19 protein-coding genes are annotated in these 24686 nt (G+C 70.1%); 4 read left to right on the plus strand and 15 right to left on the minus strand.

Translation table 11 applies throughout. The features are described from left to right. Positions 1 to 6: 6 nt before the first annotated feature. The 8 genes from OV427_RS30960 to OV427_RS30995 form a co-directional block, all read right to left on the minus strand. Complete coding sequence (locus tag OV427_RS30960) at positions 7 to 1653, minus strand: DUF4041 domain-containing protein (protein WP_267859805.1); 1647 nt, start codon at positions 1651 to 1653, stop codon at positions 7 to 9. 128 nt (positions 1654 to 1781) lie between these two features. Beyond that, positions 1782 to 4625, minus strand: coding sequence for a heavy metal translocating P-type ATPase (locus OV427_RS30965; protein WP_267859806.1), 2844 nt, complete (start codon positions 4623 to 4625; stop codon positions 1782 to 1784). Between the two features lie 19 nt (positions 4626 to 4644). Continuing rightward, the gene (locus tag OV427_RS30970) at positions 4645 to 5625 is read right to left on the minus strand and encodes a vWA domain-containing protein (RefSeq protein ID WP_267859807.1); all 981 of its coding nucleotides are present in this window, start codon (positions 5623 to 5625) and stop codon (positions 4645 to 4647) included. Further along, positions 5625 to 6560 carry a vWA domain-containing protein gene (locus OV427_RS30975; RefSeq protein WP_267859808.1) on the minus strand — a complete coding sequence of 312 codons (936 nt, stop codon included), beginning with the start codon at positions 6558 to 6560 and terminating at the stop codon, positions 5625 to 5627. The genes OV427_RS30970 and OV427_RS30975 overlap by 1 nt, the downstream gene beginning before the upstream one ends. Before the next feature lie 65 nt (positions 6561 to 6625). After that, entirely contained in the window at positions 6626 to 7951 is a 1326-nt protein-coding gene (locus OV427_RS30980) for a hypothetical protein (protein ID WP_267859809.1), read from the minus strand. 132 nt (positions 7952 to 8083) lie between these two features. Continuing rightward, a complete protein-coding gene (locus OV427_RS30985; RefSeq protein ID WP_267859810.1) occupies positions 8084 to 8908 on the minus strand; it encodes a hypothetical protein in 825 nt (274 codons plus the stop codon). 14 nt (positions 8909 to 8922) lie between these two features. Beyond that, complete coding sequence (locus OV427_RS30990) at positions 8923 to 9726, minus strand: hypothetical protein (protein ID WP_267863509.1); 804 nt, start codon at positions 9724 to 9726, stop codon at positions 8923 to 8925. A gap of 60 nt (positions 9727 to 9786) precedes the next feature. Next, positions 9787 to 11763 (minus strand): serine/threonine-protein kinase, encoded by a 1977-nt coding sequence (locus OV427_RS30995; protein ID WP_267859811.1) that lies wholly within the window; start codon positions 11761 to 11763, stop codon positions 9787 to 9789. Between the two features lie 234 nt (positions 11764 to 11997). Between OV427_RS30995 and OV427_RS31000 the strand changes: the two genes are divergently transcribed. Further along, the gene (locus tag OV427_RS31000) at positions 11998 to 12669 is read left to right on the plus strand and encodes a GNAT family N-acetyltransferase (protein WP_267859812.1); all 672 of its coding nucleotides are present in this window, start codon (positions 11998 to 12000) and stop codon (positions 12667 to 12669) included. 3 nt (positions 12670 to 12672) lie between these two features. Here OV427_RS31000 and OV427_RS31005 read toward each other — a convergent pair whose 3' ends face one another. From OV427_RS31005 to OV427_RS31020, 4 genes are all read right to left on the minus strand, one after another. Continuing rightward, entirely contained in the window at positions 12673 to 13701 is a 1029-nt protein-coding gene (locus OV427_RS31005) for an alpha/beta hydrolase family protein (RefSeq protein WP_267859813.1), read from the minus strand. A 143-nt stretch (positions 13702 to 13844) separates the two neighbouring features. Then, on the minus strand, positions 13845 to 15236 hold the full coding sequence (locus OV427_RS31010) for an ammonium transporter (RefSeq protein WP_267859814.1): 1392 nt from the start codon (positions 15234 to 15236) through the stop codon (positions 13845 to 13847). A 154-nt stretch (positions 15237 to 15390) separates the two neighbouring features. Beyond that, complete coding sequence (locus tag OV427_RS31015) at positions 15391 to 15675, minus strand: hypothetical protein (RefSeq protein WP_164000487.1); 285 nt, start codon at positions 15673 to 15675, stop codon at positions 15391 to 15393. A 176-nt stretch (positions 15676 to 15851) separates the two neighbouring features. Then, positions 15852 to 16937, minus strand: coding sequence for a UvrB/UvrC motif-containing protein (locus OV427_RS31020; RefSeq protein ID WP_267859815.1), 1086 nt, complete (start codon positions 16935 to 16937; stop codon positions 15852 to 15854). A 289-nt stretch (positions 16938 to 17226) separates the two neighbouring features. On the opposite strand from OV427_RS31020, the gene OV427_RS31025 reads away from it, so the two are divergent. The 3 genes from OV427_RS31025 to OV427_RS31035 are packed head-to-tail and all read left to right on the plus strand — an operon-like array spanning position 17227 to position 22216. Beyond that, positions 17227 to 18363 (plus strand): efflux RND transporter periplasmic adaptor subunit, encoded by a 1137-nt coding sequence (locus OV427_RS31025; protein WP_267859816.1) that lies wholly within the window; start codon positions 17227 to 17229, stop codon positions 18361 to 18363. 34 nt (positions 18364 to 18397) lie between these two features. After that, positions 18398 to 21520 carry an efflux RND transporter permease subunit gene (locus tag OV427_RS31030; protein ID WP_267859817.1) on the plus strand — a complete coding sequence of 1041 codons (3123 nt, stop codon included), beginning with the start codon at positions 18398 to 18400 and terminating at the stop codon, positions 21518 to 21520. Between the two features lie 36 nt (positions 21521 to 21556). Continuing rightward, positions 21557 to 22216, plus strand: coding sequence for a TetR/AcrR family transcriptional regulator (locus OV427_RS31035; protein ID WP_267859818.1), 660 nt, complete (start codon positions 21557 to 21559; stop codon positions 22214 to 22216). Here OV427_RS31035 and OV427_RS31040 read toward each other — a convergent pair. From OV427_RS31040 to OV427_RS31050, 3 genes are all read right to left on the minus strand, one after another. After that, positions 22200 to 22559, minus strand: coding sequence for a VOC family protein (locus tag OV427_RS31040; RefSeq protein WP_267859819.1), 360 nt, complete (start codon positions 22557 to 22559; stop codon positions 22200 to 22202). The genes OV427_RS31035 and OV427_RS31040 overlap by 17 nt on opposite strands. Beyond that, the gene (gene gstA / locus OV427_RS31045) at positions 22556 to 23167 is read right to left on the minus strand and encodes a glutathione transferase GstA (protein WP_267859820.1); all 612 of its coding nucleotides are present in this window, start codon (positions 23165 to 23167) and stop codon (positions 22556 to 22558) included. The genes OV427_RS31040 and gstA overlap by 4 nt, the downstream gene beginning before the upstream one ends. 88 nt (positions 23168 to 23255) lie before the next feature. Next, on the minus strand, positions 23256 to 24632 hold the full coding sequence (locus OV427_RS31050) for a sigma 54-interacting transcriptional regulator (protein WP_267859821.1): 1377 nt from the start codon (positions 24630 to 24632) through the stop codon (positions 23256 to 23258). Positions 24633 to 24686: the final 54 nt, after the last annotated feature.

Consider the following 24686-nt stretch of genomic DNA (forward strand, 5'->3'; position numbering starts at 1 on the left):
CCTGCGTCACGCCACGGCGCGCTCCGATGCGGACACAGGAGTCTTCTTTCCCGAATCTCTCCCGAGTTCCTCCGAGATGATGGCGAGCGTCTTACGGTACTCCTCGGCCTCCGCCAGTCGCGTCAGCTCGAACTCGCCATGGTGCTCGCGGACGGCCTGGGCAATCTCATCGAGCGTGACGCGGAAGAATTCCTTGCGCTCGTTGATGCGGTTGACGCGCCGGGTGGCGAAGGTGCGGTGCAGTGCCGCCTCCAGTGCCGGAGCATCCGAGGTGCGGATGATGGCGTGGACGTCGAACTCAAAGGGCACGGAGGCGTCTCCCAGCTCGTCGATGCGGTCCTGGGGCACGAGGCGCCGCGTCATGCCCAGCTTGTAGACGTCCTCTCCGAAGGAGCCGATGTTGGAGATGACGTAGACGTGCCCCGTGCGAGTCAGCTGCGCCTGAGAGATGGCCCGCGTACGCTCCTGGTCCTCGGCCACCCTGCGCTCAAGCTCTGCGATGCGCTCCAGGAGCTTCTGCTGCTCGGCGCCCTGGCTCTTCTCCAGCTCGGTGCGTGCCTTGCGCAGGGCTTCTTCGTCACGCCGGGCCTCGCGCTCGGCTTCGAGCTTTGCCTTCTCCAGCTCGCGCTGCGCGGCCTCCTCCTCGCGCATCTGCTCGCGGATGCGGCGTTGCTCCTCTTTCTCCTCCTGCACCTTCTCTTCGTATTCGTGGGCGAGCCGGAGTTCCTCCAGCTTGAGGTCCACGTACTTGTCGGAGATGAAGCACTGCTGGATTTCGGTGAGGCCGCTGATGACCTCGGCCGCCTTCTGGATGCGCGCCTCCATGGCCTTGATGTTCTTGTAGGTCACCTTGGCGACGCAGGCATCCGCTTCGCCATTGAAGGCGCGGAGCATCAACTTCAGGGTGCGCTCCGTTTGCTTGCGCCCCTCCGCCTTGCTGCCGTTGACCTCCCACTCGATGCGGCAGAAGGCAGCTGTCTTGTCCTTCAGCATCGCCTTCTGCCGGTCTCGAATGGCATCGAGGCGCAGCTCGTACTTCTCGGAAGAGGACAGGTTGTAGATGGGCTTGTAGAGCCCGTAGGAGCGGAGGACTGCTTCTTCTTCCAGGGGACGGAGTTCCGCCTTCAGCCTGGCAATCGCGGCATCGAGCTGGGTCTGCTCCGAGCGGACCTGCTGGCGCCGGGCCTCGGTCTCCCTGATTGCCGCATCCGTCTGCTCACGCGCACGCCTCAGGTCCGACTCCAGTTGGCCCAGTGCCTGCTGGCGGCGATTCACCGCCTCCTGAACGATGGCGCCCGCCCGGTCGTGGGCGCGGGCCAGCTCCGCATCCATTCGAGTCCGGTCCAGGCGAATGGACTCATCGGCTGCGGCCTTGGCCCGCTCCAGGTCGGCCCGGGCGCCCCGGCTGGTGGCCTCGGCTTCCTGCCGACTTCTTGCTAACTCCGCCGCGGCCTGGTTTCGTTCCAGCGCGAGCGCGTGCTCGGACGCCGCCTTCGCGCGCTCCAATTCGGCCAGGATGCGCTGGCGCTCGACTTCCGCGTCGAGCACGGGCTTGAAGCGCTGCTGCAGAGACCGAAGTCGGAAGAAGGTCCTGGCAAGAAGCCCGGCCAGCACCGCGCTCAGGAGCGCGGGCACCACGATTTCAGGCTGCATTGACTCCCCCCATGAAGAGCCTCCTCACCGGAGGCTGGCCAAGCCTGCGCCAATCATCGGTATGAGGAAAGTCAGGGTGAGGCAGCCCCAGTGTGTCTGGGAATACCCCTGGGGGAGTAGATGAGGTCTCAGCCCGCCACGGGCTGCACGCCCACCGCGGCCGCGGGCGCGGGCTTCATGGCCTGCGGGCGGATGGTGAGCAGGCGCAGGCCGTTGAAGACCACCAGGAGCGTGCTGCCCTCGTGGAGCACCACGGCCTGGCTGATCTGCGTGAGGCCGAAGACGGCGGCGATGATGAGGATGCCGCTGATGCCCAGCGCGATGACCAGGTTCTGCTGCATCACCATCGTCGCCTGACGCGCCAGCCCCAGCGCGAAGGGCAGCCGCGACAGGTCGTCGCTCATCAGCACCACGTCCGCCGTCTCCAGCGCCGCGTCCGAGCCCGCCCCACCCATCGCCACGCCCACCGCCGCCGCGGCCAGGGCGGGCGCGTCGTTCACGCCGTCACCCACCATGGCCACCGAGCCCTTGCGCCCCATCTCCCGTACCGCCGTTACCTTATCGGCCGGCATCAGCGGCGCCTTCGCCTCGTCCAGCCCCACCTGCTCGGCGATGGACTTCGCCACCCGTGCGTTGTCGCCGGACAGCATCACCGTCCGCTCGATGCCGGAGTCCTTCAGCGTCTGCACCACGTGCCGCGCACCCGCGCGCAGCGTGTCCGCCATGCCCAGCACGCCCAGGTAGCGCCCCGCCTTGCGCACCACCATGGTCGTCTGGCCGGCCTCCTCCAGCTTCGCGACTTCCGCTGCGATCTCCGCCGGGACGGCCTCACCCTCGAACAGTGCGAGGCTGCCCACGTCCACCATCGCCTCCCCGACCTTTGCGCGAATGCCCTTGCCGTGGATGGCCTCGCAGTCGCTCCCAGCCGGCGCCTGGATGCCCGCCTCCGCCGCGGCCTCCACCACCGCCTTCGCCAGCGGGTGTGCGGAGAGCGACTCCACCGCCGCCGCCGTGCCCAGCAACTCCTCTCGCGACACGCCCTGCGCCGGCACCGTGCTCAAGAGCTTCGGCCGGCCCACCGTCAGCGTGCCCGTCTTGTCGAAGGCGATGGCGTTCACCTTCGCCAGCAGTTCCAGGTAGATGCCACCCTTCACCAGCACGCCGCCTCGCGCCGCCGCCGCCACCGCGGAGAGCACCGCCGACGGCGTGGAGATGGCCAGCGCGCACGGCGAGGCCGCCACCAGCAGCGACACCGCCCGGAGGATGGCCTCCTTCACCGGCGTGCCCAAGAGCACCAGCACCACCGGGAACACCACCGCGCCAATCATCACCAGCGGCGCCACCGTGCGCTCCAGCCGCTGCGCGAAGCGCTGGTTGGGGCCCTTCTGCGCCTCCGCCTCCGCCACCATGTCCACCACGCGCGCGAGCACCGACTCCGAGGACAGCCGCGTGACTTCCACCTCCAGCAGGCCCTCGCAGTTGATGGTGCCGGAGAACACCTCGTCCCCCGCCTTCTTCGCGACGGGGAGCGACTCGCCCGTAATCGCCGCCTGCTCCAGCGAGCTCTTGCCCTCGCGGATGATGCCGTCCAGCGGGACGCGGTCGCCGGGGCGCACGACGACGCGCTCGCCGCGCTGCACGTCACCCACCGGCACCTCCACCACGTCGGCGCCGCGGCGCACGCGCGCCACCTCGGGACGGAGCGCTCCCAGCGACTCGATGGATCGCCGCGCGCGGTCCATGGCCCGGTGCTCCAGCGCGTGGCCCGCGGCGAAGAGGAAGAGCAGGAAGGCGCCCTCGAACCAGGCGCCCAACACCGCCGCGCCCAGGGCCGCCACCACCATCATCGTCTCGATGTCGATGCGCAGCTGGAGCAGCGACTTCACCGAGCCCCGGATGGCGAAGAAGCCACCGCTCGCCATGGACAGCGCCCAGACAATCGTGGGCACCAGGGCGGGGAGCCCCGCGAACTTTTCAATCGCCCAGCCGGCCACCAGCAGCACGCCGGAGACCACCACCAGCGGCATCTCCAGCAGTGGCGCCAGGCCGCCCCCGTGCGCGTGGTGCGAGCAGGCATGGCCGCTGGTGGGCACCTCCAGCGCGTAGCCGAGCGCCTTCGCCTTCGCCTCCACGTCCTTCAGCGTGACTTCCTCGCTGTCGTACTCCAGGACGAGCCGCTCGCTGGCGTACGCCACGCTCGCGGAGAGCACGCCCTTCAGCTTCCCCAGCCCGTGCTCGATGGCGGTGGCCGCGTCGGCCGAGGTCATCCCGCGCACGAACCATGTCTGGTGCTTGTAGCGCTCCGCCACCTCGGCGCCGGTGCGCTGCGCGGCGGTGAGGAGCTGCGACGCGCTTACCACCTCCGGCTTGTAGTGGATGCACACCTCGGGATGGCCCGCGTCCCTTCGCAGGTGCACGTCGGTGACGCCGCGGTGCGCTTCAATCGCGGCCTCCAGCTTCTGGAAGCGGCCGACGTCGTCTGTCTCGCCCGGCAGCGCGCCCTCCAGGTCGAGCTGGAGCGCCGCGCCGCCACCCTCCGCGGGGCGGTGCCCGGGAGGTCGGATGCGCTTGGGCTTCGGGTGATGGTGGTGCCCGTGGTCGTGGTCATGGTCGCAGCTGGCGCCATGCTCGTGGCCATGGTCATGACCATGGTCGTGGTCATGGTTGCAGCCGGGGCCGTGCTCATGCTTCTCGCCGTGGGCGTGCGCAGGGTCATGACCGTGGTCGTGGTCATGGTTGCAGCCGGGCCCGTGCACGTGCTTCTCCGCCTTCGCCGGGCCGATGACCTTCAGCTCCTTGAAGGACAACTTCCCGACGGGCTTCACCGCCGCCAGGGACGGGCCGTGATTGCAGCCCGGTCCGTGGACGTGAGGCTCGCCATGTCCGTGCTCGTGCGCGTGGTCGTGGTCATGCTCGCAGCCAGGGCCGTGGACGTGGCCGGACGACGCGTTGCTCTTCTTCTGCTCGGACATGGCGTGGTTCTTCCTGAGGCTAGTGGCGGTGGCCGCCGTGCTTGCGGGACGGGGCGGGGGAGGGGGCACTCACGGGCTCGGGCTGCTTCGCCTCTTCCTCCTCGTGGTGGTCCTCGTCCTCGTGCTCCTCGGGAATGGGCTGGGTGAACTTCTGTCCCGCCACCTCCAGGGTGAAGGCCTTGCACGTGACGGGTACGTCGAACTCGAGCACCGCCGGCAGCCGGCCCTCGTACGACTTCAGGATTTTTCCCTGCTCGTCGTAGATGGTGCCGCCGGCCGCGACCGTCATCGTCTCGTCCACCAGCACCGCCACCAGCTCCGCCATCTCCTCCATGCGGTCGGCGATGCGGTGGCACCAGAGATGGCCCACGCCCGGATACGTCTCGTGGGAAATCTCCTCCATCTGCTCCTCGTCCACCTGGTCGCCCACGCCGACGAACACGAAGTTCATCCGGGGCAGGCGGCCCGCCGCGATTTCCTTCGCGACCTGCGTGGCGTAGGCCCGCACGTCGTTGCCGTCGGACAGCTGCGAGTCGGTGATGATGACCGCGAGCCCCTGGCGCGCGCCCTTCGTCACCTGCTGCTTCATGTGCGCCACGAAGTCGCGCAGCACGGGCAGCATCACCGTGGCCTTGCCGTAGAAGCGAGGCCCCGGGAAGCGGAAGTCCTTCGCTTGCGCCGCGGTGAGGTCCCCCAGCTGCTCCAGCTGGCTGCCGTCCCCCGTGGCCCAGTAGGCGACGCGCACGCCGCCGTCGCGGTCCTTGCTCGCGAGGTACTCGAGCATCCACCGCATCTGCGGCTCGACCAGGTTCTTCACCGGCGCCAGCTTCGCCAGCACGCCGCGCGGCCCGTACTCGTCCTCCATGCTCGCCGAGCCGTCCATGTAGAGGGCCACATCCAGCCCCTCCACCGTCGGGTCATGCAGCAGCGTGGCGACGACCTTGTTTCCCATCCGGTGCACGTCCGAGAACGGACGGACGATGGCTTCGTGGCCGGCCATCAGTGGTGGTCCTCGTCGTCGTCGTGGTGGTCCTCGTCCGGCAGCGGCTGGGTGAAGCGCTGGCCGTTCACCTCCAGGGTGAAGCTCTCAGCGCCCTCGGGCAGGTCGAACTCCAGCACGGCCGGGAGGCGGCCCTCGTACGTCTTCACCACCTTGCCCTTGTCGTCGTAGATGGTGCCGCCAGCCGCGACGGTCATGTTCTCGTCCACCAGCACCGCGACGAGCTCCGCCACCTGGGTGATTTCCTTGGCGATGCGGTGGCACCACAGGTGGCCGACGCCCGGGTACTCGGTGTGGGCGATGCGCTCCAGCTGCTCCTCGTCGATGCCGTCACCCACGCCCACGAGGACGAAGTTGAGGCGCGGCAGCTTGCCGGCGGCAATCTCCTTGGCCACCTGCTCGGAGAACTTCTCCACTTCCTCCGCGTCGTGGAGCTGGCCGTCGGTGACGATGACCGCGCACCCGCGGCGGGCGCCGTGGGGCACCTGCTCCTTGAGGTAGCGCACGTAGTCCTTCAGCGCAGGCGCCAGGAACGTGTGGCTCCCGAGCTTCTTCGCGCCGGGGAACTTGTACTGCTTCACGTCCACGCCCTTCAGCTCACCCACCACTTCCACGTCCCGGCCGGACGCGCCCGAGGCCCAGTAGGCCACGCGCAGCATGCCGTTGCGGTCCTTCGTCGCCAGGTACTCGAGCATCCACTGCACCTGCGGCTCGACCTGGTTGGCGGCCTCCTTCAGCGGCGCGCCGCGAATCCACTCCAGGAAGCTGCGCTGGGGCGTGTTGTACTTGTACTCCTCCTGCATGCTGCCCGACGCGTCCATGTAGATGGCCACGTCCAGGCCCTCGACGGTGGGGTCATGCAGCAGTACCGCGCGAACCTTCCCCTCCTCGACATGGAGGTCGGAAAACGGCTCTACCGGCTTCTCGTGTCCCATGTGTTCCCCCTGCGGATGTGGGGCGACGGTACAGCCCCCCAGGCAGGCGTCGCAATGGCGGGCCGTCAGTCGTCGAAGTCGGACATCCAGTCCGGCTTCTTCTCCGCTGGCGAGGAGGGGGCCGAGGGAGCCTTGGGCTTCGCGGGCGCTGGGGGGGCAGGCGGGGCCCCGCCGAAGTCCTTCATCCACGTGGGTGTGCCGGGCTTCGCGGGCGGGGGCGGGGCGGTGAAGCCCGGCTTCGCGCGCGTCAGCTTCGGCTGCGCGCCGCCGGGGTGCGACGCGGCGTGCGCGTCCAGGAAGTCCCGCATCCAGTCATCCGGGCGCGGCGGCTTCGGCGGCTCGCGAGGGGGCAGGGGCCGCATGGGCATCGGCGCCGCCGCCATGGGCAGGGGCGTGCCTCGTGCGACGGGCGCACTGCCCCCGGCCCGGCTCAGCGCGCGGAGCACCCGCTCCGTCTCGCTCGGCCAGCCAGGGAGGGATTCGAGTGCCTTGCGCGCCACCTCGAGGAAGCCGGGCGCGCCCGCCTCCGTGGGCACCTTCACCTTCTCCGCGCGCAGCCACTCCGCCATGCGCGTGAGCAGGCCCGGGTGGTTGCGGCGGAGGATGGCCACGTCGCCCTTCACCTCGTAGCCGCGCATCTCCAGGTCGGCGATGGCCATGGCGCGGCTGGGGACGGGCAGCTCCATCCGCGCGAGCGGCTCCGGGCCTCCGTGGGCGTGCGCGTCCTCCTGCAGTTGCGTGAGGACGTCGTGGAGGATGCGCGCCACCATGGGGCCGTTGGAGGCATTGCCCACCTGCAGCTCGGGCGGCACCGCGGGCCAGGCGAGCACCAGCCCGCGGCCTTCCGCGAGGCGCTCGGGCCGGTCTCCGGGCAGCAGCGCGTGGTAGCCGCGCGGCGCGGCCGGGCTCTCCGGTGTCTGCACGTAGTGGAAGGCGTCCGCCGCGCCGTGCACCAGCCCGGCCAGCACGTCCCCGCGCGTCACCGTGAGCTGCCCGGGCACGCGCATGGGCGCGTCGCCGGGCCACGGGCCGGACAGGTGGCCGTAGAGGTACACGGGGTCGTTGAAGCCCTCCGCGTTGGCGGGGTGTTCCACCAACTCCACGGCGAAGAAGTACAGCTCCGAGGCGGCGATGCGGCGGGGCGTGCGGCCGGACGCCACTTCGTGGTGCGTGAGCTGGGCGCGCGTGGCGGCGGGGAGCAACTCCCGCTCGCTCGCGGGCACGACGTGCACGTTGCCCACGGCGTCGACGCCGACCACCCACTCCTGCTCCAGCAGGTGGGGCGCCTCCAGGCGGAACGCGTCCACCACGTGCGTCATCTCGGCGGCGTCCGAGCGGACGGGCTCGGCCGCGCTGGCGGCATGGGGGACGAAGTAGCGGGGATGGCTCACGGCGGAGGGAACGCTGTCCCAACCGGGCGGTTCTCGCAAGGGCGGGACCCCGCTGAAATGAAACGGGCCGGACGGAGCGTCTCAGGAGACGTTCCACCCGGCCCGCGAAGGCCGAAGCCGTGAAGCGAAGCGCTACTGGTCGTCGCAGGGCGTGCCCAGGCGCATGCCCTCGTAGACACCCAGGTCGTTGTAGATGAGCGGCAGGTTCTCGTGCACGGGCACCTGGCGCAACTCGAACGTCTTCTTGGTGTTCTCGATCCACATCGAGGACTTGTCGCGGTCCAGCACCAGCCGCAGCTCGCCCTTCTTGGTGGAGAAGATTTCGCCCTCGGAGTCGGAGACGACGTTGGTCATCTTCTGCGGCTTGAGGGTGCCGCGCGGGCCGATGAAGACGCGGTAGCTCTTCTGCTGCGACGGCTGGTAGCCGCGGTCCACGAAGTAGTAGTTGCCCTTCGTGTCACGCAGCAGCGCGTGGGGCGTGTACTGCTGCGGGTTGGGCTGGAACGTGGCCTTGCGCAACATCTCCGCGGCCTGCGCGCCGTCCACCAGCGTGAGGGGAATCTTCTTGGTGCCGCACCGCAGGTCGCAGGACTTCTCCTTCGTGTCCAGGTCCACCGAGGAGATGACCCGGTAGTCCATGCCGCGGAAGTTGGGGTTGGAGTCCTTGTTGAAGAAGCGCGGGTCCAGGAAGGAGTTCGACGACGCGTACGGGCCGGGAGGGTCCACCACGACGAAGGTCTTCCCGTCGCCGTAGTACATGGCGTTCTGGTTCGCGTCCTCCTGGGGCGCCATCACCACGTAGTGCCCCTTGCCGTCGGTGCATACGGAGGTGGCCTCCATCAGCATCTTCTGGCCGAGGTTCTCCTCCTTGCCCCAGGGGGGCGTGACGGGGTCGGCGGCCAGGGAGGCACCACACGCGAGGGACATCGCAACCGCTGCGAATCGCTTGAAGTTCATCGGGAAGGCTCCGGCTACAGGTTCTTCTTGAAGAACTTCGTGGCGTACGCGTCCTGGTTGCTGGCGTCCTTGTTCGTCTGCCAGATGACGCGGTCGGCCTCGACCTTCGTCTCCAGCGCGGGTCCGAAGCGGCAGCTGACCTGCTTCACCTTCTCGCGCACGGTCTGCTTCGCGACGTTGGAGACCTCGCACAGGCTCTTGAGCGATGTGAGGGGGGACTCGCAGTAGCTGGCGATGCTCAGCTCCTTGAGGAGGTCGTCGTTGACGCTGCTCCAGTCGATGGCGGCCGACACCGAGGTGCCGCACGCGTTGTTCATCTCCAGGAGCGTGTCGGCGTAGGCCTTGTCGTGCCGGGCCTGTTCACCCTTGCGGTCGAACGCCATCAGCTTCGCCAGCGTGCCGTCCGCCTGGAGCTTCTGGTACGTCGCGTAGACCTCTTCCGGCTTCAGGGCCGCCGTGCGCTTCTCGTCGAAGGTGACGCGGATGGCCTGCTGACGGCCGGGCACGTACAGCTCGTAGCGCTGGTCGCGCACGTACAGGGTCGTGTAGTCGCGGCCGTGCCACTGCGTCTTGAAGTTGTACTGCTCGGTGCTGCTGGTGCTCCAGTCGTTCAGCTCGTACGGGAAGACCTTCCCGTCGAACTCGGAGCCCGTGCCGCGCACGCGGAGGATGTACTTCTTGGCGGCTCGCGGCGCGAGCGGGACGACGGCGACTTCCTCGCCCTCGGTGCCGGAGTAGACCTTGCCTGCTTCCACGGGCGCCGCGGCCAGGCCGGTGGAGGCCCCCAGCGCGACCGCCGCGACAATCACTGCGACCATGTTTCTCAAGCGAATCACCTCGGGATGCGGGGAGGGCCTCCTTGGAAAAGGCCCTTTGGGTCAGAGAGCGGGATCGGTGTCGTGCTGCTGGCAGAACTGACGGAGCTTCGGTTTGTCCGAGGCGGGAACCTTCGACCATTCCTGCTTCGCCACGGTCAGGTTCCCCTGCAGGCAAGCGGCGCGGACGATGATGGAGTACGAGGCCAAGGGGATGATGCCGGGCTTCGCGCGCTGGCTGCGCTTGGCCAGGCGGATGGCCTCCTCGGCGTTGCCGGCCTTCAGCGCCTGCGCCGCCTCGTCCAACACCGCCTGAACCTCGGCCGGCAGCACCTCTTTCTTCGACACGGGACGGGTGGTGTCCGGCTTGTCCGTCGTGGTGGTCGCCACGGTGGGCGGTGTTGTCGTGGGCGGAGGCTGCACGGCGGTCTGCGTGTTGTTATCGGCGCCAGTCGCGGCGGGTTGCGTGCCATTGGACGTGCCGACGGCGGCCTGAGTTCCATTGGGCGTGCCCGTCGTGGGCTGCTGCACGGCGGCTTGGGGAGACGGGTTCTGCGTGCTGATGGCCGGTGCCGTGGGCGGCGTCACGGGGCGGCCCATCCACCAGACGAGGCCACCTCCCGCCGCGAAGAGCGCCACGGCGGCGGCAATCATCGGTGCCCGGCTCTTCGCCACCAGCTGCGCCACGGCCACGGGGACAGGCTGCGGCGCGGGCGCCACGGACACGGGCGCGGCGATGGGCTGCGGCGCGGCCTGCGCCGGCGGCGTCACCGCGGTGATGGGCTGGGCCGGCCGCGGGGGCACGGCGGGGACTTCCTTGGAGATGAGCGTGGGCTCCAGGCCCGGCGGGTCCAGGAGCGGCGCGCCCATGCGGCCTGTGCCACTTCCCACGGGCGCTTCGGGCTGCACCATCCCCATGCGGCCGGTGCCGCTTCCCACAGGCGGCTCGGGTTGCACCAGGCCCATGCGGCCAGTGCCCGAGCCCCCATTCCCGACCTCCACGACGCCCATGCGGCCGGTGCTGTCGGGGACGACCTTCACGCTGCCCGGGGCCACCGTGGCATCGAAGCCCTCGGCCGCGTCCTGCGAGGGCAGGGCGATGCCCGAGGGGGCCTTCGGCACCGCGCGCGGCATGGGCTGGGAGCCCGATGGCGGGGAGAGCGTGTGCAGCGGGCTGCCCGTCAGCGCCTCCACGAAGGAAGTCACATCCGGAAAGCGGTCCTCGGCCTTCTTCGAGAGCGCGCGGTCCACCGCGGCGATGGCGTGCGCGGGCGCCTCCGGGCAGAGCGGGGCGAGCGGGTCGGCCGGCTCGTACACCACGCGGAAGATCATCTGCGCGAGGCTGCCCGCGCCGAACACGGGCTTGCCGGTCATCATCTCGTAGACGATGCAGCCGAGCGCGAAGATGTCCGTGCGCGCGTCGATTTCGCGGTTCTTCCCCATCGCCTGCTCGGGCGACATGTACTGCGGCGTGCCGATGATGGTCGCTTCCTGCGTCTGCAGCGTCTCCGAGGAGAGGACCTTGGAGATGCCGAAGTCGAGCAGCTTCAGGCGCTGGCCCACCACCCCGCCTGAGTCGGTGGGCACCAGGAAGACGTTGGCCGGCTTGAGGTCCCGGTGGACGATGCCCGCGCCGTGCGCCGCCTGGAGCGCCGAGCCCATCTGCCGCGTGTAGGAGAACACCTCGGGCAGCGTCAGCGGCCCGCGCTCCAGCCGGGACTGGAGGCTCTCTCCGCGCAGGAACTCCAGCACCAGGAACGGGGTGCCGTCCTCCAGCGTGTCGTAGTCCAGCACCTCGACGATGTTGGGGTGGCCCAACCGGGAGGCGATTTCCGCCTCGCGCCGGAAGCGGGTGAAGATCTCCTGCGTCAGGTGGTCGCCGCCGCGCAGCACCTTGACCGCCACCTGCTTGCCGGGAAGCCGCAGGTGCTGGGCCAGGTACACCGAGCCCATGCCACCCCGTCCCAACACGGAGGCAATCTTGTAGGTGTTGCGCAAGACGGTGTCGGTACGGAGGTCACCGTCGGAGGGTCGCGTCATGGGTTCGGGGCTCGTGGGGTGTGACGGAATGCGGATTTTCCGCCATTCCATCCTCCCACCCCACCGGGAGGCAACCCTCCTGACGTCGTATCGGACCCGGGAAGGGGAATTGACTCGGGACGGAACCCGTGAGGGTGGGGCCGGTGTCCAAGACTCCTGGTTTCCGGACAGGGGACACGGGACGGCTGCGGAAGCGCTGGTTCCTTTCCGCCAGCCTGCTAAGGAGGCAGGCGTATGTCGATGGACAAGCCCCCGGCCACGCTCGAGGTCCGCGTCCGCCGAATCCACCGCAGGGACCTGAATCGGACCTGGGAGTTCCTCAAGCTCGTCTTCCGCGACGTCAATCGCGAGACGGTGGAATACCAGCGCCCCCGCTCCAAGCGGCGCTTCATGGAGGTCTACACCTCCGAGTGGATCGAGCAGCTTCTCTACGAGGTGGACGGGGAGATTGTCGGCTACTCGGAGTGCGCCTTCGAGGCCACGGGTGACGACAACTGGGTCAACCCGCGCTGGTTCGAGAAGCGGGGCATGCGGCCGCTCTTCGTGGAGGAGCTGGCCGTGCACCCGGACTACCAGGGGCGCGGGGTGGGCAGCTTCATGATGGATCAGCTCCAGCACCTGGCGCGCACGCGAGGCTGCACGCACCTGGTGCTGGAGGTGGCGGAGAACAACGAGGCCGCGCTGGCGTGGTACCGGGCGCGCAGCTTCTACAAGCTCGATGCCGCCATCTTCATGGCGCAGAAGGTGCCCGGCGAGCCGGACCTCCTGCCCCCGCGCCGGCTCAAGCGGCGGCAGCAGGTGGCGCCAGAGGCCGAGGCAAGCCCCAACACCGGCCCCATGCCGGAGGCGGCCCCCGCGAAGCCGGGGAGGCGCAAGGGGCGCGCGGCCGCGAAGAAGAGCGGCTGAGGCTCAGGGCTTCACGGGCGCGGGAGCCAGCGTGCGGGTGAAGAAGCGCACCGCGTCGGCGGCCAGCTCACGGTGGAGCTTCAGGCGGTCCACGCCGGGCGGGTCCATGCACAGCTCCTGCGCCTCCGGCGCGGACTCGGGCGTGCAGGGGGCCATGAAGACGTAGTGCCCCGCGCGCGGGATGAGCGTGTACTCGGGCCGCTTGGGCAGCGACGCGCGCACGTGGCCGGCGTGGTCCGCCACCGGAAGCACCTCGTCCTTCTCTGCGGCGTACAGGCGCACGGGCACCTTCACGCCCTTCAGGCCCGCCTTGTCGAAGAAGACACCCACCGGCGCCATCGAGAAGATGGCGCGGACGCGCGGCTCCGCCGTGTCCTTCAGGTCCGAGCGCGTGACGCGCACCTTCGACAGCATTCCGCAGAGCACGGTCTGTTTCTTCGCGCGGCAGTACTTCTCCAACCGGCCGAAGTCCGGCACCGCGCCCGCCAGCAGCAGCGTGGTGTAGCCACCCGCGGAGAAGCCCAGTGCGCCCACGCGGCTCGCGTCCACCGAGGGGCCCAGCGTCGCGTCCGCAAGCACCCCGTCCAGGAGCGCCTTCACTTGCAACGCACGTCCGAGCCACACCGCGTCCGTGCCGGCCGCCGGGCCATCGACGTCCTTGTAGCTGGCGCCGGGGTGGTCGAGCGACGCGACGATGAAGCCCTCGTGTGCGAGCGCCGTAGCGAGGTCATGGTGTCCCCAGCGGCTGCCGCCATGTCCGTGGGAGATGAGCACCAGCGGGTAGCGGCCGGGGACGGGCTCCAGCTCCCGGCCCGCGTCGACACGCCATATCTCCAGGGGGAGCGGCTCGGCGGTCTGCGAGGACGGGTAGAAGACGAGGCCCGTCATGGCGCCCCCGCCCACGGGGTCCTTCAACGCGAGCTCGCGGAAACCCACGCCCGCGGCCTGCGCGGCGGCGGTGGTTCCCAGCAGGAGGGCGAGGAGCGCGAGGGCTCGGGGGAGGGGAGGGCGGTGCGGTCTGGAAGTACTCATGCCTCCATCACGCGCGGAGGACGGAGCCATTGCAAGTGCCAGGTGCGGGCGACTCGCGCGCACCGCGGTGATGACGAACGCCCGTGCTCCTTTCCTCGCGGGGGAGCACGGGCGGTGGGGACTGCTTCGGAGACGTCGCGACGTCAGGCCGGCAGCGGCACGGAGGGGCCGCGCGGCTCGGGCTCCGCGACGGGGGCCGTGCTCGCGGCGGCGGGCATGTGGGGCGCCGGGGCCACGGGCAGTTCGCCCACCGTCTCGCCGTGCTGGCTCAGGTCGAGCCCCAGGTCTTCCTGCTCGCGGGTGACGCGCAGCGGGACGAAGAGGTCCACCAGCTTGTAGAGCAGGTACGAGCCCACGAAGGAGAAGACCGACACCAGCACCAGCGCCAGCATGTGCATCAGGAAGGTCCGCGTCTCCCCGTAGATGAGGCCCACGTCCTTCGCCAGCACGCCCGTCAGCACCATGCCCACCACGCCGCCCAGACCGTGGCAGGGGAACACGTCCAGCGTGTCGTCGATGGCCGTGCGGCTCTTGAAGTGCGCCGCCGCGTTGCTCACGAAGCTCGCCACCAGGCCCACGACGATGCTCTGGCCCACGGTGATGAAGCCCGCCGCCGGCGTCACCGCGACCAGGCCCACCACCGCGCCCACGCAGGCGCCCACGCCGCTCGGCTTGCGGCCGCGCAGCCAGTCGAAGGCCATCCACCCCAGCATCGCCGCCGCCGAGGCCGTGTTCGTGGTGGCGAACGCCAGCGTGGCCGTCGACGAGGCCGACAGCGCCGAGCCCGCGTTGAAGCCGAACCAGCCGAACCACAGCATGCCCGTGCCCAGCATCACGAAGGGGACGTTGGCCGGCGTCTGCGGCGCGTTCTCCACGTGCACCGTCCGCCGCCCCAGCACCAGCGCGCCCGCCAGCGCCGCGAAGCCCGCCGACATGTGCACCACCGTGCCGCCCGCGAAGTCCAGCACCCCCCACTTGCGCAGGAAGCCCTCCGGGTGCCACGTCCAGTGCGCCAGCGGCGCGTAGATGACCAGCGTGAAGAGCACCATGAACAGCACGTACGCCTTGAAGCGCACCCGCTCGGCGAACGCACCGGTGATGAGCGCCGGGGTGATGATGGCGAACTTGAGCTGGAACAGCGCGAACAGCAGCAGGGGAATGGTGGGCGCCAGGTCCGGGTGCGTCTCACCGCCCACGCCGCTGAACATGAAGAAGGTGCGAGGGTCGCCAATCAGCCCGTGGAAGCTGTCACCGAAGCTCAGGCTGAAGCCCACCACCACCCAGAGCAGGCTGATGACCGCCATGGCGATGAAGCTCTGCAGCAGCGTGGACACCACGTTCTTCAGCCGCACCATGCCGCCGTAGAAGAAGGACAGGCCCGGCGTCATCAGCAGCACCAGCGCCGTCGCCGTGAGGATCCACGCGGTGTCCGCCGCGTTGATGGGTCCCCCCTGCCGCGCCTGCGCCGCCGGACTCACCAGCAGGCCCGCCACACCCACACCCACCAGAAGGGCCACCGCCAACCACTTCTTCATTGCGCCTCCCCACGGAAGACTGACGCAATGCACTATGGACCGGCACTTGGATAATTTCAATCCCGGGTTGCCTTAATGGGCACGACTTTGGCCTAAATCCGTCGGGATTTGTGCTTCTGAAGGGGCTTTGCCGCTGATTCGCTCGCCTGCTCGGCTACTTCACCTGGACCTTGCCGTCCTTGATGTCGAGGTTCTCCCCGCCCTTGAGGACCACGTTGCCGGCGTCCGTCTGCACCGTGCAGGGGCCGGAGCCCTGGATGGTCACCGAGGCCGTCTGGCTGTGGCCGAACGTCACGCTGGTCTTCACGCCGCTGCACACCGCCGACCACGTGTAGTCGCGCGAGTCGCGGTTGTAGTAGCGCACGGTGACGGCCGCCCACGCGGCCGACGACGCGAGCAGGGCCGTCACGAGAGTCACCGCGGAGAGCTTCTTCTTCATGGCGTCATCCCCCTGGATGGGAAGCGTAGCGTCGCGCACCCTTGCCGCGTGCGGCGACGGTTGTCCACGCAGTCATACGTCCCATCCCTGACATCCGCCTGCTCGTGTGCCCAGACTCCGCGTGGAGCGAAATTTCCGGGCCTGCCAGCTTCGCGGGAAGGCTGGCGCCGCGGCGATCAGGGCGTGGAGGCGTCCGAGGGCGCGAGGAGCTGCTTCGCGGGGAGGGTGCGCTCCAGCTCCTCGGGGTGGAGGCGGAACCAGCGGGCGATGAGCATCACCTCCTGCGCCTCGTGCGCGCGCAGGCCGAGCGTCTCCGGCTCCGGGCGCTCGAAGATTTCGCGGGCCCGTGCTTCGAGGGCGTCGCGCTCCTCGGGAGTTTCTGGCGCGGGCTGTTCGGCGCGCACGCTGCCCCGCCGCACGACGTAGGTGTAGTCGTCGCCGCCGTGGCCGGGCACCGTGTAGACGAAGGAGAGCTGCTTGAGCGTCCGGCCCAGCTCGACAATCCAGCCGCGCATCAGCTCCAGCCGCTCCGCGCGGTCTCTCAGCTCGGCGGCGTATTCGAACTGGAGGCGGCGGGCGGCCAGGGCCATGCGCTCGCGCAGCAGGGTGAGCGGCGTGTCGGACGTGCCCTCCAGGAAGGCCCGGGCCTGCGCGACGCGCGCGTGGTACTCCGCGTGGCTGCAGCCTCCCGCGCACGGGGCGAGGCAGCGTGAGAGCTGGCCGCGCATGCACAGCGGCTCCAGCTTCACGGGGAAGAGCTGGAACTGGTCCGCCAGCCGCATCGGCGTGTCGGCGGGACAGTCGCGCAGCTCGAGCAGGTCACTCACCGCGCGCACCACGTCGGAGATGGAATCGCGGCCGTGGAAGGGGCCGAAGTAGTCGCCGCTCTCGCCGTTGGCTCGGCCCACCACGCGCAGCCGGGGAATGGCTTCACGCGTGAGGTGGATGAAGCAGTGGCCCCGGTCCCGCTTGTGCTCCACGTTGTAGAGCGGGCGCTGGGACTTGATGAGCCGGAACTCCTGCAGGAGCGCGGCGAACTCGCTGGCCGTGTAGTCCCACTCGACGCGGTGCGCGTGGGAGATGATCTCCGCCGCCTTCTCCCTGTCGTCCGCGCGGAAGTACGACAGCAGTCGCGTCCGCACCCGCACGGACTTGCCCACGTAGAGCAGCTCTCCCGAGGGCCCCAGCATCCGGTAGACCCCGGGGCGATTCTCGGCGTGCTCGCGGACGTGGGCGAGGAGTGAGTCGACGCGGGAGTCCATGCGCGGAAGGAGACGGGCCCCCAAGGTGAGGGCCGAACGCCCCACGGTACACCGCTCGCGTGGGCTGTTGGCGGATGCGCCCGTGAGGCGTGCCGGTGCATGGCCGGAGGGCGGGCGACCCGGCTGTCCGACGGTTTGTGAAGTTTTGTCACGGCACTTGTCTCACTCACTTAACGGCGTTAAGTGTAGGGGCGTCGTTAACCCCCACCGCCCGTGGTCTCGCGCTTCCGCGCCTGGGGATTCGTCCGTCCCGCGCCTGCCGGCGCGTGGAAGCAAAGGAGCTACCTTCATGGTTCGCGCCCCGTCGCCGACCCTCTCCGCCGCGCTGCTCGGCGGCTTCGCGGTCCTGCTCTCCGGCCTGCTGTCCACGGGCTGCTCCGGGTCGGCTTCCGCGGCCCCCACACCTGTTGCCTCGGGCGAGGCTCCCGTGCGGGTGCGGCTCGCGCCCGTCGTCACGGAGGAGGTGGCCCGCCCCGTCCGCGCCAGTGGGACGCTGGCCGGCAAGCAGGAGGTGCGCCTCTCCACCAAGGTGGGCGGGGTGGTGCAGGCGGTGTCCGCCGACGAGGGTCAGAAGGTGAAGCGCGGCCAGGTGCTCGCGGCGCTGGACCTGTCGGAGATTGGCCCGCTGGTGGCCCAGGCCCGCGAGGCGCGCGAGAAGGCGGCGCGGGATTTGGAGCGCGTGAAGGGGCTCCACTCGCAGCAGGTGGCCACGCTGGCGCAGCTCCAGGACGCCACCACCGGTTACGAGGTCGCGGACGCCGCGTGGCGCGCGGCGTCCTTCAATCAGCGGCAGGCCACGGTGCTCGCGCCGTCCGACGGCCGCATCCTCAAGCGCATGGTGGAGCCGGGAGAAGTGGTGTCTCCAGGCCAGCCGCTCTTCTTCTTCGCCAGCACCGACGGCGGCTGGGTGGTGCGCGTGGGGCTGGCGGACCGCGACGTGGTGCGCGTGAAGGAGGGCGACCCGGCCGAGGTGACGCTCGATGCGTACCCGGGCCGTACCTTCCGCGCCCGCATCAGCGAGGTGGCCAGTGCCGCCACGCCGGGCGTGGGCACCGCGGAGGTGGAGCTGGCGCTGGACGTGCGCCCGTCCCCCGGGAGCGAGGCGCCACGCCTGCTGTCCGGCCTGTCCGCGAAGGCGGTGGTGACGCCCTCCGAGCGGCAGGCGGTGCAGCTCGTCCCGGTGGAGGCGCTGCTGGAGGGAGACGGCGAGGTGGCCAGCGTCTTCACGCTCGACGGCGACGGCCGCACCGCGCGGAGGCAGCGCGTCCGGGTGGCCTTCCTCTCCGGCGCGGACGGCCGCGCGGCGCTCTCCGAGGGTCCGGGTGGCGGCGCGCGCGTCATCACCGACGGCGTGGCCTTCCTGCGCGACGGGCAGGCGGTGGCGGTGGTGGAGGCGCCCTCCACGGAGCCCACGTCGCGCCGCTGAGCTTCTTCCTCCCTTCCCAACCGCGAGACGCCCCATGAAGCTCTCCACCGCCGCCGTGAAGAACCCGCAGTTCACCCTCGTCGTGTTCGCCATGCTGGTGGCGCTCGGCGTCTCCAGCGCGCTGTCCATTCCGCGCGCGGAAGACCCGGTGTTCCCCATGCCGTCCTTCACCCTCGTCGCCGTCTACCCGGGTGCCAGCCCGAGAGACCTCGAGCAGCTCGTGGTGGACCCGCTGGAGGACGCCTTCGACGAGCTGGAGGACGTGAAGAAGGTGCGCAGCCAGATGGAGGACGGGCTGGCGCTCATCCACCTCGAGTTCGACGCCTCCGCCGACCCCGACGACAAGTACTCCGAGGTGCTGCGGCAGGTGAACGCCACGCGGCCGAAGCTGCCCGCGGACCTGGTGCGACTGGAGGTGGAGCGCTACAGCGCGGCCAACGTGAGCGTCGTGCAGTTGGCCCTGGTGGGCCCCAACGCCCCGGCGCGCGAGCTGGAGCGCCAGGCGGACGCGCTGGCCGAGCGCCTGTCCAACGTCACGGGCGTGAAGAAGGCCGAGGTGTTCGCGGTGCCGAAGCAGGAGGTGCGCGTGTCGCTGGATTTGGAGCGACTGACGCGGGCGGGCGTGCCGCTGCCGCAGGTGCTCCAGGCGCTGGGCGGAGCCAACCTCAACGTGCCGGCCGGTAGCGTGGACGTGGGCACCCGGCGCTTCAACGTTCAGACGAGCAGCGAGTTCACCTCGCTGGACGAGGTGCGCGCCACGGTGGTGGGCGGCGGCGCGCAGGGCGTGGTGCGCCTGGGCGACGTGGCCGACGTGTCCTTCCGAGACCAGGACGCGGTCCACCTGGGCCGCTTCAACGGCGAGCGCGCCGCCTTCATCAGCGTCACCCAGAAGGAGGGGCAGAACGTCTTCGCGGTGCGAGACGCGACGCTGGCCGCCGCGCGGGAGTGGGCGAAGCAGCTGCCTCGGGGCTTGCGGCTGGAGACGGGGTTCGACCAGTCGCTCCAGGTGGGCCGGCGGCTGGGCGGCTTCGCCACCGACTTCGCGCTGGCGCTTGCGCTCGTCCTGCTGACGCTGCTGCCGCTGGGCTTCCGCGCCAGCCTCATCGTCATGGTGTCCATTCCCCTGTCCCTGGCACTGGGCCTGGTGGCGCTGAACTTCGCCGGCTTCACGCTCAACCAACTCTCCATCGTCGGCTTCGTGATTGCGCTGGGCCTGCTGGTGGACGACAGCATCGTCGTGGTGGAGAACATCGCTCGCTTCCTGCGCCAGGGCATGGGCCGCGTGCGCGCCGCGATTGAAGGCACGTCGCAGATTGGGCTCGCGGTGCTGGGGTGCACGGCCACGCTGGTGCTCGCCTTCGTGCCGCTGGTGTTCATGCCGGGCACGTCCGGGCAGTTCATCCGCAGCCTGCCCATGGCGGTGGTGTTCACCATCCTCGCGTCCCTGCTGGTGTCGCTCACCGTGATTCCGCTGCTGGCCAGCCTCTTCCTCAAGGAGGATGCGCACCCGGAGGGCAACCGCGTGCTGCGCGCCTTCCATCACTTCATCGAGCGCAGCTACCGCCCGGTGCTGCACCGCGCACTGGCCCGGCCGGTGCTGACGCTGGGGGTGGCGGTGGCGCTCTTCGCGGGCAGCCTCGCGCTGGTGCCGGTGGTGGGCTTCAGCCTCTTCCCCAAGGCGGGCACGCCGATGTTCCACGTGCTGGTGGAGGCGCCGGACGGCACCAGCCTCGCCGAGACGGACCGCGCGGTGCGCTTCGTGGAGGAGGCCCTGCGCCGACGGCCAGAGGTGGCCAGCGTGTCCGCCAACACCGGGCGCGGTCATCCGTCCGTCTACTACAACGTGCAGCCGGGCGCGGAGCGGCCCAACACCGGCGAGGTCTTCGCGCAGCTCCACGAATACAAGTCGGACTCCACCCCCGCGCTGCTGGACGGCCTGCGCGCGGAATTGGACGCGTACCCCGGAGTCCGCATCGAGGTGCGCGAGTTCGAGCAGGGGCCTCCCGTCGAAGCGCCGGTGGCCGTGCGGCTGGTGGGGCCGGAATTGGAGACGCTGCGCTCGCTGGCGGTGGACGTGCAGAAGGTGCTGGAGGCGACGCCGGGAACCCTCTACGTGAAGAACCCCGTGCAGACGCGGCGCACGGATCTGGAGGTGGAGGTGGACCGCGAGAAGGCGGGCCTCGTTGGCGTGTCCGCGGCGGAGGTGGCCCGCACCGTGCGCTTCGGGCTGGCGGGGCTGCGCGCGGGTTCCTTCCGCGACGCCGACGGCGAGGACCACCCCATCCTCGTCCGGCTGCCGCTGGAGCCGGGCGCGTGGCCGGAATTGGGCGCGCTGGAGCGGCTGCATGTCGCGGGCGTCACCGGCAACCTCGTGCCGCTGGGGCAATTGGCCCGGGTGCGACTGGAGGCCAGCCCCAGCCGGATTACGCACCGGGAGGGCGAGCGCACCGTCACCGTCACCGCCAGCGTGGCCACCGGCTACAACACCGACAACGTCACGCACGCGGTGATGGCGCGGTTGGACGAGGCGCTGAAGCTGCCCTCGGGCTATCGCTGGGAGGTGGCCGGAGAGCTGGAGAGCCGCAAGGAGAGCTTCAGCGGTGTGTCCGCGGCGGCCATCATCGCGGCGTTCGGCGTGCTCGCGGTGCTGGTGCTGGAGTTCCGCACCTTCAAGAGCACGCTCATCGTCGCGTCGGTGATTCCGCTGGGGCTGGTGGGCGGCATCGTCGCGCTGCTCCTCACCGGCAACACGCTGTCCTTCACCGCCTCCATCGGCTTCATCGCGCTGGTGGGAATCGAAGTGAAGAACAGCATCCTGCTGGTGGACTTCACCAATCAGCTCCGCGCGCGGGGCGTGGGGCTGGATGCCGCCATCGAACAGGCGGGCGAGACGCGCTTCCTCCCCATCCTGCTCACCACCCTGACGGCCCTGGGCGGCCTGCTGCCGCTGGCGCTGGAGAACAGCAGCCTCTACTCGCCGCTGGCGTGGGTCATCATCGGCGGGCTCATCTCTTCCACGCTCCTCACCCGCGTGGTGACGCCGGTGGTGTACAAGCTGCTGGCTCCCGAGGTGGAGCCGGAGGGCGTGTCCACTGCCGGCGAAGGGACGGGCCCGGCGCTTCCCGGCGCACCCGCCGCGGCCGGAGGTGTGGCATGACGCGGGGTGGGTGACGCGACGTCACGGAAGGGCACCATGGGCATCAAGGAGCGGCGAGAGCGGGAGAAGCAGGCGACGCGGCAGCGCATCCTCGATGCCGCGCGCGAGCTCTTCGTCCATGAGGGCTACGAAGCGGTGACGATGCGGCGCGTCGCCGAGAAGATTGAGTACAGCCCCACCGCCATCTACGTGCACTTCAAGGACAAGGCCGCGCTCATCCGCGAGTTGTGCGCGCACGACTTCCTGCGCTTCGCCGAGGTGCTCAACAAGGTGGCTCGCGTGCAGGACCCGCTGGAGCGGCTGCGCAAGCTGTCCCGGGCCTATATCGCCTTCGCCCAGGAGCACCCCACCACCTACCGGCTCCTCTTCATGCAGCGGCACCCGCCGGACATGAACGACGCGGAGGACCGCGGCATCCAGCAGGGCAACCCGGAGCAGGACGCATACGCCTTCCTCCAGAAGCAGGTGCAGGAGGCGCGCGACGCCGGCTGCTTCCGGCCCGAGTACCAGGACGTGGACCTCATCAGCCAGACGCTGTGGGGCGGCCTGCACGGCCTGGTGTCGCTCCACCTGGTGATGGACAAGGACGAGTGGCTCACCCTGAAGCCGCTGGGGAAGTCCGCGGACCTGATGGTGGACCTGCTCCTGGGGGGCTTCGCGCGCCCCCCAGGAAACGGGACTACGCGGGCTCGATGAAGTTCAGCCGGTAGCCGTCCGGGTCGGTGACGATGACCTCCCGCGTGTGCCAGGGCTGCACCACCGGGCCCTCCACCGCGGCACCTTGAGCCTGGGCGCGCAGGAGCAACTCGTCGAGACCGCTGGCTCCCTGGGTGCGGAAGCCCACCAGCACGCCCAGGCCTCGCCGCCCCTCCAGCTTCAGCATGGGAGGAGGGGTGACGAGGTAGAGGTCCACCGCCCCCGCCCACTGGAGGTGGACGAAGGGAGGCTCGGCGCCCACGCGCTCGAAGCCTAGCGCCTCGTAGAACGCCAGCGAGCGCGCGGCGTCCGAGACGAGCAGCTTGACGAACGACGGAGTCACTTCGCGAGGCCTTCGGCCTTCAGCGCAGCCTGCACCGCGGGACGGCCCGCCACGTGCGCCATGTAGGCCTTGAGCGCGGGGAAGGACTCCAGGTCCACCTTCAGGTGGCCCGCCCAGTTCGTCACGGTGAAGAGGTACGCGTCCGCCACGGTGAAGAACTCGCCGAAGAGGTAGGGGCCCTTCTTCGACAGGATGTCGTCGACCAGCTTGAAGCGCGTCGCGAGCCGCTCCTTGTAGATCTTCTTCCCCTCGTCGGGGAACGCGGGGTTGAAGAGGGGGCTGAAGCTCTTGTGGAGCTCGGTGGAGATGAAGTTGAGCATCTCCTGGAGGCGGTAGCGCTCGATGGTGCCGTTGGCCGGGGCCAGCTTCTTCTCCGGCACCTTGTCCGCGATGTACTGGACGATGGCGGGCCCTTCCGTGAGGAGGCTGCCGTCATCGAGCTGGATGGCCGGGACATAGCCCTTGGGGTTGACGCCGAAGTAGTCCGCGCCGTGCTCGGTCTTCTTGGCGCGGATGTCGACCTTCTCGATGTCGAAGGAGAGGCCGGCCTCACGCAGGACGATGTGCGGAGACAGGGAACAGGCACCCGGGGAGTAGAAGAGCTTCATGTATGGAATCCTCGCGCCAGACGTTGAATGGCGCGGATTTCTGCACGCTTCCCGCCCACTGCGCCACCGAATCGGTGCGTGTCCGGGGCTAGCTCTTGCGGTACGAGTCCGGGTCGATGCCCAGCCGCTCGGCCCAGCGGTACACCTGGCGGCGGTCCTTGCCGAAGAAGTCCGCCACCTGCGCCATGTTGCCCTCCAGGCGGGTGAGCACCGTGTGCAGCTCGTCCCGGCCGGGGGGCCTGTCGCGCGGCACCATCACCTCCAGCGGCATGGGGGCGGCAGGGGCCGGGGTGGTGGAGGTAGGAAAGGCCCTGTCCCTCAGGCGCTCCATCAGGGGCGGCGGGAGGTGCTCGCGACGCAGGGGGCCCTGGCCCGCGCGCACCGCGGCGGCGGTCAGCACCTGCTCCAATTCGCGCACGTTGTGGGGCCAGTCATGGAGCAGCAGGGCCTCGGCGGCGTCGGCGGTGAGGACGGGCGGCTGGGGGGCACGCGAGAGGAAGCGGCGGCCGAGCGCAAGCACGTCCTCCTTGCGCTCGCGCAGCGGCGGCACGCGCACCGTCCAACCGGACAGGCGTGCGTAGAGGTCATCGCGGAAGCGGCCCTCGGCCACCATGCGACCGAGGTCCCTGTGGGTGGCGGCGACGACGCGCACGTTGGCGTGGACGGAGGCGGTGCCTCCCACGGGGCGCACCTCACCCCGGGACAGGGCGCGCAGCAGCTTGGGCTGGAGGTCCAGGGGCAGCTCGCCGATTTCGTCCAGGAAGAGGGTGCCGCCGTCGGCCGCGAGGAACAGGCCCTCGGAGCGCTTCTGCGCGCCGGTGAAGGCGCCGGCCGTGTGGCCGAACAGCTCGCTCTCCGCGAGCTGTGGGGAGATGGCCGCGCAGTTGAGGGGGATGAAGGAGCCCACGCGGCCACTGCGGCGGTGCAGCTCCTCGGCGACCAGCTCCTTGCCCGAGCCCGTCTCGCCCAGCACCAGCACGGGCAGGGGTTGCGGGGCCACCAGCGCGACTTCCGCGCGCACGCGGCCGAGGCCCAGGCTGGGCCCGGGCAGGCCCTGCGACTCCGGCTCCAGCGGGGCGTAGGCCGGCAGCAGCACGTCCTCGTAGAGCAGCAGCGACGCGCCCACGCGCACCACGGCGCCGGGCTGCAGCGGCAGGCGTCCCTGCACGCGACGGCCGTCGAGGAAGGTGCCGTTGTGGCTGCTCGCGTCCTCCAGCGCGAAGCCGCGCGCGTCGGCGTCCCAGACGACGCGCGCGTGCACCCGGCTCACCTCCGCATCGGTCAGCCCCAGGGGGCCGAACACCTGGCAGCCGGCGCGGCCGATGACGTGCGGGCCTTCCGCGTCCAGCACCTGGAGCGCGCCGCGTGACTCGCCGTGCACCACGAGGAGGCGCCGCACCCGCGTGGTGCCGGCTGCTTCCTCCGCCCCTCCGGTCAACGTCCTCGGGTCACTGCCGTTGCTCATCCCAGGGCTCCCGGCTGCTGCCAGTGAGCCTCCGGGTTTATCACGGCGACGCGA

The organism is Pyxidicoccus sp. MSG2, from assembly GCF_026626705.1.
In the GTDB taxonomy this organism is placed as follows: domain Bacteria; phylum Myxococcota; class Myxococcia; order Myxococcales; family Myxococcaceae; genus Myxococcus.